This is a genomic window from Paenibacillus terricola (genome assembly GCF_014779765.1).
Taxonomy (GTDB): domain Bacteria; phylum Bacillota; class Bacilli; order Paenibacillales; family Paenibacillaceae; genus Paenibacillus_T; species Paenibacillus_T terricola.
On sequence record NZ_JACXZA010000007.1, the window covers coordinates 159,546 to 171,809 of the forward strand.

The window sequence follows — 12,264 nt, forward strand, 5'->3', positions numbered from 1 at the left end:
CTAGGACGACATCTCCAGGACACCAACGATTGCTTCGCTCGCGAATCGATCTTCGCCTTTAATAATCGATTCCGCGTACTTTCTTCCTCCTGGCAATGCAACTAGCGAGCTGGCTGCATTCTGTCTGACCCACCATTCCTTATCCTTAACGGCTTCCCCTAGAGAAGGAATGCTCTTATCCGTACCGATCTGCTCCAAGCCCTTCGCCGCGGCTGCTCGAACTTCCCACTCCGAATCCTCAAGCATGCCGATTAGATGCGATTCATTCCCGGTGTCCTTCGTTTCTGCAATGGCTCTGATGCAAGCGATTCGCAGGTTCTTGTTATCGCTGCTCAAGTATTTCACATAGATTGGGGTTAGACCCGAATGACCTTCATCAGCTGCCGCTTTGATCAGAATGCCCTTCATATAGTCGTCGCAGTGATCGATGGTCTGCCCAATCAACTCTTCCATGGAGCCCTTGAACGCTGTCACAACCTCAACGACAGCTCGGAAGGATAAGTTAATGTGACTGGAGTTAGCGCTCAGAATCGCGGACAGTCCCTCCACGTCACCAAGCTTCGCGAGTGCCAGCAGCATGTTGTACAGAACATCGTTGTTGCGGCTGTCCTTAAGCTTCAACATCTCCTCCCGGAGCGAGGAGACCCTCAGGTCCCCGATATACCGGCAGGCGATCGAATGATTGGATGAGCTGTTCGAAGACAACAGGCGGGCCAAATAAGCGCTAATCTCCGTTTCTTCAACGATCTGATTGACGCGCTCCTGCTTCTCTGCAGGCAGCCTTCCCGCGAATTCGACCAGCGCCTTCATGAGAAGTTCCCTTCTCAGCCAACTGTTCCGTACATAGCCAAGCAGCTTGCGCGAAATAACAATATTTTGTTCATGCCCTTCAAGGGCAAAGACTGCGCCGAGCATCTCTTCCAGCGCTTCGTTTGTTTTCTCCGTCGTTCGCTTAAAGTAGTACGAGTAGATCCATGTACCGACAATCGCGAGGAAGAAAACAACCGACAGTCCCAACGAAATCCATAGCAATAGCATCGCTGTATTCGTCATGTGTGATTACCCTCCTATACTGGTTATTCCGCAAAAGCTGCCTGGATCAAGTCATAGCTCGACTTAGCGCGCTGCTCATATTGAGGAACATCCCACGTATTCCATGCAAAGGTTTTGTATCCGATGGACGTTGCGTTCTCTGGAAAGTGATACTCGACCGTGTCCGTTTGCTTATCTTTAATAATGAGCGATGCGATGATTCCATCCGTCATCCGCACGGTGAGTGCGTCCTTCTGATCCGGTGCAACAGCCTTGTGCTGGTCGTCATTAAGCACGAGCATGCTGGAAGGATCGGTGAAGTTCAATCTAGTCCAAGGGATGCGAATATTGACCGTATTGCCCGTAATGTTAAAGTTGTTCGTGCTGCTCGTGAACGGCCCAGACCGCAGGGTCGATGCATCCTCATATCGCGCAGCGATCGCTGTACCCAATTCGGTCTTAAAGGCCGGAGCAATCTCCGTTGTCATGCGCTCATAAATTCCTGTCAGGTAGAGCGAGGTATAATAAGAGCCTCTGCTTGCATTGTAGCTTGGAATTACGAGCAGCTCTGCCTTGTCCGCGCCTTGAACGTTCAGATCGAACTCCGCTCCCGACCAGTTCTCGCTTCCGTCAGACGACAACCTATATCCGCCGTTCTTCCGATCGAACGTATCCAGGAAGATATGAAGACTCTTCTTATTCAAATCCGGCAGGCTGCTGAAATCTGCCTTGATGTACAAGTAAGTCTCATCGGCATTAAGCGCTAACGTATCCAATGGCTTCGCGCCACGCAGCGTCATCGCGTAGTCCGACGACTGTTTCGACTCCATTGCAAGAATGCCATAGTTCTGGGCAGGTTCCGTTATATCGTGCCACACGGTGCCCCTGCTGTAAGGAATCATCATCGATGCACGCGCGCTGCTGCGTCCCCACTCGTCAGCCCACTCATAGATCAAACCGCCCATTGCGCCGCTTTCCTTGATCGTATTCAGCATGGATACGATGCCTTCCCCTTGCGCAGCCTCCGTGCTGCTTGCACCTGTCGGAAGGCCGAATTCCGTAATCAATACCGGATAGTTGTTATGCTCCTGCACATAAGCGTTCAAGTAAGTCTGGAAATCTGCATAAGTCTTATCATACTGATTATGATCGGTAAAGCCTTCTTCGTTCGGGAATAGATTCAATGCGCCGAACACGCCGCCCGCTTCCGACTCTCCTGCAATATGCTCGTACTGGATAACACCCTTCGCATCCTTCGAGCCTGCAGGACCGAACATCGCATAATAACGACTGTCTACCTGCGGACCGCTCACAATACCAACGGGATGAATCATGTTATAGCTCGTCTGCTCATAACGAATGATCTGATCCGCATTCGCCGCCAGCCACTCCTCCGTGCGCGATGCACCGCTGCTAGCCTGAACGTACTTGCCTTCCTTGCTGATTGATCCCTTGCTTGCATTCGTTGCCATAACGGATGCAGGCGTAAGATCTGAATCAAACAGATAGCTAATGACGAAGCCTGAGACATCATTCATGTAGGCGTCAGAATCGGATGCTCCTTCCTTCGCGACAACGGCGTTGCCGTGAACCGCGTTGATGGTCGTTTCGAGCGACTTTTGCAAGGAAGCTGTGTACTCCGCATTCGTGTAGTCGCCATCCGGCGGTGCCTGCTGCAGCCCGATATTTTGAAGCAGATACAGCTTCTTATCCGGGTGGCTGTTGTTATAACCGTCGAGTGCACGGTAGAACGCCGATGGCATCAACGTGTACACGCGAATCGTATTCGCGTTCATGGCCGCAATCTTCTCCAGCCAGTCGCGGTAGAAGCTCGGATCGTCCGGCAGATCGGCTGTCGAGCTGCCAGGAATCGTTGCACCTATATTGACGCCTTTTAGATATGTTTTGTTCCACGCATCATTATAGAAAATAGCGAATTGGTTGTCCGAAATCTTCGATACCAGCTTCGTACCGTCGCTTGCTGCAGAAGTCTCCGCCTCAAAAGCAATTGGTTTGTCCGGCACATCCACGTCTTTCAATACTTTCGACATGAACGGCACATAGAAATGCCAGTAGAAGTACGACAGATCTCCTTCACTCTTCACGCTGAAGTAGCGATAAAGCGTAGAGGCACCGACAAATTGACTGATTTTGCTCGGAGCCCGGTAGTCCGTAAAATCTCCCGCAAAGTAATAGGAATGCTTGCCGTCTTGATTGCTAGCGATAATGGCAGGGAAACGATGCTCCAGACCGAATGGCTTCAGCTGATTCGCGCCCTCGTCCGTTAAGTCCAGATCGTACCACGCGATGACGGATTTCTCGTCTGTCGGCGTTACTAGCTCGAACCAGTTGTAGTAATCAACCGGCTTCGTATGATAATTCTTCGCGTTCGCGTCATCCATCTCGATGCGCAGCGTCGACCCGGTATAACCGACGTTTCGCTGCAGGACAACGATGCGATCATTGCCTGCAATGACGATGCCTGCCCCCGTCAGACCCCACTTCTTGCCGTACTGCTTCTCATAGGTGGCCCGAATCCAATTCGGCACATCAGCTGTCGATGTCAGGTCGGAGAAAAACTTGCCCGCCATCCCGGTGAAGCTTACGCCGAAGATCGCTTCCAGTTCCTTCGCCACGCTCGCCTTGGTCGGATCCCCGGCAATGTTGTACTCTCCGATGACGGTTGTTCCGCGCTCGTAGCTCGTCGTTACAACGCCAACCTCTTCCTTCGTCATGCCCGAGATGCCCGGATCTTCTACGCCGTGCGCTCTCGAATTGCCCGTTCCGTACATATCCGATAAGAAAATAACGTCTGGCACCGTCGTCAGCTTGCCGAGCGGCTTGTTGACCAATTTCCCGTTCGATAAGAAATTGCCGTAATAATCGGTGTGCTCATTGTACGTTTTGTTCGTAGTAGGATTGGTGAGTCCGAGATTCTTCATCACCCAGAAAAGTCCGCTTTGCTTGCCATAATCGAGCTTCTTAATATTGCCCGATGCGTCCGTCTCGGCAGGAAACGTCTTGTTCAGTATAACGATGTCCATCTCCCGCCCCACCCCCAGCTTCCATATAACGAAGGGGGCGGCTATGGCTGCGAGCACCAGAGCGGCCACTACATAACGAATTTTCAGTTTACGTATACGCATGATATCGTCCTCATTTTCTAGCTTCTACGCCCAGGAATCCCTGCTTCACGATGTAATAGGACGGTTTCAAACGTTCATGGAAGGTTGGCATCTCCCATTCGTCCCAGCTGTAAGGTTCCATCGATACATTGTGCTGTCCTTGTACTTCCCCGTTCTTCACTAGTTCGGCGCCGATATGGAAGGCATCCACCTTCGTGGCCGATATTTTGCCGCGTGCATACATATCGTCGATAACGAGTCGCTTGGCAGGATCCATCACGTTGAACAATTGCCAAGGAAGACGAATCTCCAGGTGGCCCTGATCATAGTAAAAGTCGCTCAGCGAATAATAGTCTTTGCTGTCCGGATTCGCATTGCCGTACGTGAGCAAGCCTGTCTCATAGTCATCGAACAGCATGTGCTCGTCTGTGCCCGGGATTTGAATCGCACTTTTATTCAGCGCGAGTCGGATCGGATTGAAAATGCCCGAGTTCTTCTGCTGGAACGCCTCGTTCTTCTCGATCAACTTCGTCAGAATGCCGTATCGGAAATAATAGTTGTCGTAATACGCATCGACCAGCAGATGAGAATCCGTCTGTCCGTGCACTTTCAGAACAAAATCGGCCGGTCTGCTGAACGTTGTGCCATATTGCTTCAAAGCATTATTGCCTTGCCCGTCAATCGTATCGAATGGAATCAGCAAGGTATCTTGATTAAAGTCGAAATTCGCGGCATCGACACGCAGATAAACGTAAGCTTCATCGCTTGCGACATACAAATCGAGTCCGTCTTGCGAGTAAATCGGTTTATCGCCTTTCCAGTCATCTACGTTGCCATCTACGGTGCGTATTGTCTTATCCGTTCCTGGATCGAACGCCAACAGACCAAAGTGCTGCTCGCTCGTTTGCGTGTTAGACCAAAGGGGCCTTGAATCTGACAAATCCAAATCGCTGTTGTTCCATGTTCGCTTGAACCATTCGTCCTGCCACGTGAACACTAAACCGCCAGCAAGGTTGGCGTCGTGAATATCGTTCATCATGTGCACGATCATGTCGCCCTGCGTTTTCTCGTCGATATAGCCTTGGTTAAAGCCTGTAACCTTGTTTTCATGCGTCTTGCCGCGGGATGAAGGAATCCCGAACTCCGAGATGACAATCGGCATCGTGTGCACTTTCTTGATGTCTTCTAGGTAGGCCCGATATGGGTTAGGTTTACCCTCTTCATCTTTATACGTAATATAATCGGTCTGATAGCTGAAGGAGTCTGGATAGTAAGGATAAACGTGATAGGATGCGAACATGCCTGGCTTGAATGCGTCATGCGACTTGACGTGCTCGACGTTCACTTCTACCATGTCTTCGTTCTTGTAGGGTTCATTAGGATGAGTGAGCGGGTCGGTGGTGACCCAGTTGGAAAAGGCGACAGGTCGCTGCATGTTGTAGTTCTTCGTCTCGTACTCGATAATCCGATCTCCGAGCTCCGCTAGAAACGTTTCGAATGGAGAAGCGCCCTCGGTATATAAGTATTGTCCCTCATAGTGATTGCGCTTGGGGTTATTCTCGTTCGTACCGATCACGAAGGAAGGATCCCATTCGATGCCGAGTATCCAACCCGTTACGTATTTCGAAATATCGGTTGTATATGTACCGTCCGCATAACCTTTATGTACAGGTAAGTAGGCATTGCCATGGATAATATCGACGATTTCTTCGCCGCTCTTAACGACATCATTCAGAATCTTGTCATCGCTGCCGTAAGCATCGTCGATGGTGAGAATGTCTTCTTCGTTCACCCATACACCGTGGATAACATAAATAGGCGGCTTGCCCGCTTTCTCTGCTGCCTGATTGAAGTCGTACAGCGCGTTATAGAACTGCGGCCGCTGCGTCGTATAAACCCGAATCGTGTTGGCGTTCATCTCGGAGATATAACCGAACCATCTGTAATACTCTTCGTATGTAATCGCAACTTCTCCTGGAAAAGCGCCTGGCTTGCCGGCTCCGATGTTCACGCCTTTCACGAACATCCGCTTCCATTCATTCCCTTCCATAACATAGAACGACTGAGCATCTGTTTTGCTAATATATTGGACTCCGTTCAACTTGGGAGCGTCTGCTTGTTCATTCGTTTCTTTGTTCGGGAATAACTGGTTGAAACCGAAGAAACAGGCTCCGCCAACGACGACAACCGACAAGATTACAAGCAGAATCGTTTTACTCTTCGACATATTCCGAGATAACCTCCTAATAAGACCTCATATTATAGGCACATCGGCCTACTGTCAATGAAAGTTGCCGCTGTAAACCGATTGCATTTTAGGCAGTAGTTTAAAAGTGCAAAAAATATACCAAATAATGCAAATAAACTTTGCCCATTGGGCAAAGTTTGAATTGCGAGACTATCAACCTAATCTATTTCATTTGAATCCAACTATCGTAATAGTGAATCGCAATGCCAGCATAGGCCGGATGGCTCTGATACTGTTGATGCACCGTCTGCAGTTGGCTGTCCATGTATGCTTTGCCTTCCTCATAGAAGGTTACAAAATCGTTCGCCTGCGAGAGACGTCCCGTCTCCACCGCAATGGTCCCTCTTACGCCGTAGGTTTGGAACAGCTTCATCTCTTTGGCTGCGATGTTGATGATGCCGTCGGTTCCCTCCGCCGTATCGCGGTAAGCCATGATTGCTATGTTCTTCACGTGCTGGCACAGCCACTCTGCCATATTGCCTTTGCCGTATTGATTGTCATAGGTCACGCCATAGAACCAGAACGGAATATCAATACCCAAAATCAGGCCTAATTGTGCACTTTGATTCTCGAATAGCACCATCATCGATTGATACGCGGTCAGAATCTGATTCTGCTCACTCTCGTAATTACCCAGCTCATAAGGTTCAACATCCAAGTGAATGCCGTCGAATTTCTCGGTAACCATTGCAGTCGACTGGTAGGCCGTCAGCCAGTTCAGGAATGCATCCTGAAGCGCTTCGCCCCCTGCGTCCACCCACTGCGGAGCGCCGTCGAGTGCATGTACTTGAATGCCGCTGGCATGCGCCAGGCCAATGAACTTGCGGTAGGCTTGCTTATTAACAGCTGCATCTACTTGAAGCAGCAGCGTATCTACTTTGCGATCCGTCAAGTTACGAATAACCTTCTCCGGCTGCGTCGCAATCTTGGCAGCGTCCCAGAGCCAAGTCGTAATATTCGTTTGATCCGGATAGGTAATCTTCTGCTTCGCTTGAGCGGCGACCGGGAAGATGGTGCAGCAGATGAATGCCAACGTTAGAATCGTGATGAACCTTCTCATTCTGCTACCCCCCTCGCCTATCGTGGAAAATAAAAAGCACAGTCCGATGGTTACCGAACTGTGCTGGATTCACACAATAAAAGAGTGGTGTAGTGATCGCTGCGTCACTATAGACACGCTTCGTTCGGCAACTGGCTGCCATAAGTGAATGCTCACCCTTAGGCCCTGTAGTTTTGCGTCCCTGCCTTATCGACAGGTTTGCCATTATCGTGAAGCTTCTTTACGTGTCGTCCGCTGCCGCGATCAACGAGAAGCTTGCTTTGTTCCTATCATATTGGAATCCAATCGACTTGTCCAGCCAAATTATGACACGTTTTTAGAATATGATCTCATAACAGCCAATGAGAATGAGCAGCACACACCCTATGATGCCTGCATATTTGCCAAGCGGCGAATGGGCGAATTTAAACCCGATACGGACGCCGGCTTCAACTGTAAGAAGGGAGAACAGTCCAATCGATATGGAGCAGAGCAGCGGAGAAACGCCGCTAACGCCTGCACCAAAGCTGCTCGCCATCGAGTTGATCGATAAAGCAAGACCGATCGACAACGATTCTGCGCGTGATACGATGTGTTCCTCTTGATCTGACTGTTCGGCCTCCGTGCCGGTGCTGTTGTCAGGGGCTGCCCCCGCCCCATGCTCCCGCGTCTCGGCTTGTCCAACTGTCTGATTGACCAGTTGTGTCCGAATTCCCCATCCTCCCAGGGCAACAAGAATTAAACCGCCTATGATATTTCCCCATACAACCGGAAAAAGCTGTGACAACAACGCCCCTACCGTCATCGTCACAAACGCTGCACCTGCGGATAATACGGCAATGAACAGATTGGATACTAAAGGTACTCGTGTTGAACGAGCACCAAACGTAATGCCAACCCCAAGATTATCAATATTCGCAGCAATTCCAATGACCACAATTGTAATCCAATGCATGCTCCTCCCCACCTCTCTTAGTAGCAGGTCGGGCGGCAGCCTCCCATCATCCTGAATCTTGTATCCGCAGCGTATCGGAAACGTTCAAAGTTTCACAAACGACTGTAGTTTCGCAGTTGAACCAAAGCCTATAATACGAGGAAGAAACCACCCATGCCAGCATTTCGGCTGACCTCTCATCATCCTACGAGTGAAATCGCAGGGATGGACCTTCTACATTCTATGTTCCGCTCCCTGCATTCGTGCATGCTTGTCCTAGACGACTATCATCCGGTCGGAGCCACCCCAAGTCCCAATCCACCGAGAAATTTAAAAAGTCCATCGCTAGTTCAGCAATGGACTCCCTTAATTAATGAATGATTAGTTCCCATACATCTCCTTCGCGACGTCTACGCTAAAACCCAACTCGACGGACGCCTGCGCCAGAAACTCCTGCGAAAAGTAGTAGTCGCGCCACTTTACTATGGTCCCGTCCTCAATCTGTAATTCGATTACGCTGCTCAGAGACGGTGCTCCTTCGGCATCCAGACTGGTTACGACGACTGCCGTCCGCCCCCATAAGGAACGAAGCTCTGCGTGCAGCGGCTCGCGCACCTTCTCCCAATCTGCCAAGCACGACCGCTCCATCTGCGCACGCCCATACACGCGGAAGGCTAACAGGTCATGCTTGCTGCGCCTGCACTGATCGATCCAGGTGTTGCTTGCTATCCGGAATAAGTAGGCCTTGGGCTGAAGTGGTTGATGCAGCTGCGGCAGAATCGCATAAGCCTTCATTACCGCCTCCTGCATGAGATCCTCTGCATCCCATGGCGATTTCGTTAGTGCCATACAATATCGCCACAGCTCTTAACGATAAGGTTCAATCACCTCGTTATATCTGCGCTGCAGCTCTCGTGTCAGCGGCTCCAGTTGCTCCAAGCCATTCCCCTGCTCCTGCATCTTAAGACGGCTCCCTCTTATTAAGTCATCGTATCTACTTCATAGACGGATAAGAGTGATCAAACGAATCGCGGTTGCTTGAAATTTCGGCCAGTGCATTCAAAATATCGTTAGGCTTGTAAACCAGCCTTGTCGGATAAACGGACTCCACCCGGTCCAAGCTTCCTTCTCCCCAGAGTGCGGCAATACTTAGCATTTGCGCCGCGTGAGCGGCTCGAATATCCGTCGGCTGATCGCCGATATAAACACAACGCTCCGGGGCCGCATTTAACTGCAATGCCGCTGCCAGCAAAGGATCTGGACTAGGCTTGTGCAGATCCGTGTCCTCCTGAGCGATAATGACCTCGAACCAGCTGTCTAGACCTTTAGCCTTTAGTTCATCTATTGCATTAACCCTTCGTTTGGAGGTTACAATCCCCATGCGGTACCCCCGAAGTTTCAGCGCAGCGAGCAGTTCCGGAACACCCTTGTAGCAAACAAGCTGGTCTTTGCGATCAAGGTAATATTCGGACATCATCATTAAAATCCGTTCAACCAGTTCTTCACTGAACCATTCACGATAGACAACTGGTAACGGTCGTCCGAGCAGCTGCTCATATTCATCCTCCGTCGGCTCTCTGCCCAACACCTTCTCGAAACCATAGCGTGTGCTAGCCTTCGCAAGCGATTCACTATCCTGAATCGTCCCATCCAAATCCCATAAAATAACGTCGATCATAGAATGTCACCACTTTTATGAATGATAAAATGAAACAATCCCCTTAAATCTCTTATTCACTATCATAACGGATAGCATGAATCGAGAGATACAGGGGATTGATAAAAAGAAATAAATGGCCATATGGGTTTCAGCCCAGTTAGAAAATAATGTCGCAGCAGCCAATAAGAATTAGCAGCAAACACCTGGTCAAAGCTGCCCCAAGACCCATTCTTTAATTTGTTGCGCCACTTGAGTCACAGGGATATTGGAGGTATTGATAATCGGGAGCCTCGCCTTATCAAACTCAGCGTGCTGCTTCTCCGCATAGGCTATCGTCTGATTGATACCATTGGGCGACCAGCTTTTACGATTCTCTAAGCGTTGTCTGCGCGTATCTCTGTCGCAATGAAGGAGTAAGAAGCGTGGTTGATCGAAGTGGTGGATGAAATCGCATACGAAGATGTTATACGGGTAAGGCACTGCGCCAAACAAAATCGTCGTATTCCCGTTTAACGCATTATAATAAGCAATTCGAATCCAGTTATTGCACGCTGATTGGAAGTCCTGACCAATTACGATGATATCCATGTCGTACACGTTGTAGCCAGTGCCTAACATAACTCCTACTTCAGACGAAGTCGTTGATTTACCAGAGCCGCTTGTACCTGCAACAATATACAGTGGAAATGTCAGCTCAATCACCTATCCTATGCCCGCCATTGATTCGATGGATCGTAGTTAACTACCAATCTACCGAGATTACTAGTAGTTTATGAAATAATGCTCAGGCACGTCCTCCGCACATGCTATATAACCGTCAACAACAATCGAGCGCCCACTATGCAAAAGGACAGCTGCTCAGATCGGAGCTGCTGTCCTTTGCATTGTACAATTGCACATCCCACATCCGCATATCCGTCATAACGGTTCCCGACTAATCTCGAAGCACCGTCGCCCTCAGCACGCCAATTGCCTCCGACATCTGGGTGAGCTCCGCATCCTGCACCCCTTCTACCCGCTGCAGGAACAACTGCTTCATATGGGTAAAACTCTCGGCCATACGCGCCTCGCCGCTCGCAGACAATCGAACGTACTGTTTTCTCCGGTCCCCTGCATCGTCTATTTTCTCGCACAGCCCTTTGTCGGTCAGCTTCTTAATCTCTCGGCTTGTATTCGGCATCGAGATGCCTTTGCATTCGCTCAGCTGGCTCAGCGTAATCGGCTGCTTCACCGACAGAAACTCAAGAATTTCATATTGAAGAGGGGTAATATCGTCCATCGGCAAATCCTTCGTCATCTCATAATGCAATTGATGAGCGGACGCAATCAGCGATGCCAACTGCTCGAACAAAGCTTCCTTCGACACCATCATGAAACATCTCCTCGCACAGAGTCACGTTACTCATTTTGTTATCAAAATATAATTATCATTTGACAATAAAATTTCGGCATGATAACTTATTATCAAATGATAACAAAGAAGGTGTGTTATGAAAACCCTCATTATCTACACGCATCCGAATCACCACAGCCTAAGCCATGCCTTTCTGCAGCGGACGCTCCAAGGCCTGCATGAAAACCCGCATATACAAGAGCAAGATATTCAAGTGCTCGACCTGTATGGCGAAGGCTTCGACCCGATTCTCGTGTTCAACGAACAGAAACGAAGAAGAGATATGCACGTCGAGCCTTCACTGGAGAAGTACCGGAATCAGCTGCTGTGGGCGGAACGGATTATCCTGATTTATCCGATCTGGTGGGGCCGCCCTCCTGCGATGCTGCTTGGCTACATTGACCGCATGTTCGCTTCGAATTTCGCCTATCGCGAGAAGGGCGGTTTACTTCCGGAAGGATTGCTCAAAGGCAAGTCAGTCATCTGCATCTCGACGATGAAGGGTCCGACCTTCTATCCGTTGCTCTGGCTTAACAATGCCCACAAAACTCTCATGCGGAGAGCGCTCTTCAGCTATGTTGGCATCAAGAAGGTGAAGTTCTTCGAGTTTGGCGGCATGGAGAAACGAGAAGGCAAGCAGACGAAGAAGCTCGACCGGATTTATCGCTACTTCCGAGCCGCTGCGCAATAGCCGCGAAGCATTCCACAATTTGAGTACGAGGTCATCGCGCTCGCAAGCTTCTAATACTGACGGCAATCAAATCATCTTTCATATTGAACAGCCAGTCATCGAATATCTATCGATCACTGGCTATTTATTTGCGTTCGATAAC

Annotated in this window: 10 protein-coding genes and 1 riboswitch; of the genes, 1 reads left to right on the plus strand and 9 read right to left on the minus strand. The window is 49.7% G+C overall.

Annotated features, from left to right (window positions below):
- The 9 genes from H8B09_RS24615 to H8B09_RS24655 form a co-directional block, all read right to left on the minus strand.
- Nucleotides 1-1,053 carry a HEAT repeat domain-containing protein gene (locus tag H8B09_RS24615; RefSeq protein WP_191206247.1) on the minus strand — a complete coding sequence of 351 codons (1,053 nt, stop codon included), beginning with the start codon at nucleotides 1,051-1,053 and terminating at the stop codon, nucleotides 1-3.
- Between the two features lie 23 nt (nucleotides 1,054-1,076).
- Complete coding sequence (locus H8B09_RS24620) at nucleotides 1,077-4,178, minus strand: hypothetical protein (RefSeq protein ID WP_191206248.1); 3,102 nt, start codon at nucleotides 4,176-4,178, stop codon at nucleotides 1,077-1,079.
- A 10-nt stretch (nucleotides 4,179-4,188) separates the two neighbouring features.
- A complete protein-coding gene (locus tag H8B09_RS24625; RefSeq protein WP_191206249.1) occupies nucleotides 4,189-6,384 on the minus strand; it encodes a family 2 glycosyl transferase in 2,196 nt (731 codons plus the stop codon).
- 184 nt (nucleotides 6,385-6,568) lie between these two features.
- Complete coding sequence (locus H8B09_RS24630; RefSeq protein ID WP_191206250.1) at nucleotides 6,569-7,465, minus strand: hypothetical protein; 897 nt, start codon at nucleotides 7,463-7,465, stop codon at nucleotides 6,569-6,571.
- A gap of 123 nt (nucleotides 7,466-7,588) precedes the next feature.
- Nucleotides 7,589-7,678, minus strand: a riboswitch (cyclic di-GMP riboswitch).
- Nucleotides 7,679-7,781: 103 nt separating this feature from the next.
- Nucleotides 7,782-8,399, minus strand: coding sequence for a manganese efflux pump MntP (locus tag H8B09_RS24635; RefSeq protein WP_191206251.1), 618 nt, complete (start codon nucleotides 8,397-8,399; stop codon nucleotides 7,782-7,784).
- Nucleotides 8,400-8,759: 360 nt separating this feature from the next.
- Nucleotides 8,760-9,242, minus strand: a complete 483-nt coding sequence (locus H8B09_RS24640) for a sigma factor (protein WP_263576156.1) — start codon at nucleotides 9,240-9,242, stop codon at nucleotides 8,760-8,762.
- A gap of 130 nt (nucleotides 9,243-9,372) precedes the next feature.
- Entirely contained in the window at nucleotides 9,373-10,056 is a 684-nt protein-coding gene (locus tag H8B09_RS24645) for an HAD family hydrolase (protein WP_191206253.1), read from the minus strand.
- A 189-nt stretch (nucleotides 10,057-10,245) separates the two neighbouring features.
- Nucleotides 10,246-10,740: a hypothetical protein gene (locus H8B09_RS24650; RefSeq protein ID WP_191206254.1), complete on the minus strand. Its 495-nt coding sequence runs from the start codon at nucleotides 10,738-10,740 to the stop codon at nucleotides 10,246-10,248.
- A 232-nt stretch (nucleotides 10,741-10,972) separates the two neighbouring features.
- Nucleotides 10,973-11,410, minus strand: a complete 438-nt coding sequence (locus H8B09_RS24655) for a MarR family winged helix-turn-helix transcriptional regulator (protein WP_224753962.1) — start codon at nucleotides 11,408-11,410, stop codon at nucleotides 10,973-10,975.
- A gap of 118 nt (nucleotides 11,411-11,528) precedes the next feature.
- Here H8B09_RS24655 and H8B09_RS24660 point away from each other — a divergent pair, with 118 nt between their 5' ends.
- Entirely contained in the window at nucleotides 11,529-12,122 is a 594-nt protein-coding gene (locus H8B09_RS24660) for an NAD(P)H-dependent oxidoreductase (protein ID WP_191206255.1), read from the plus strand.
- Nucleotides 12,123-12,264 lie beyond the last annotated feature (142 nt).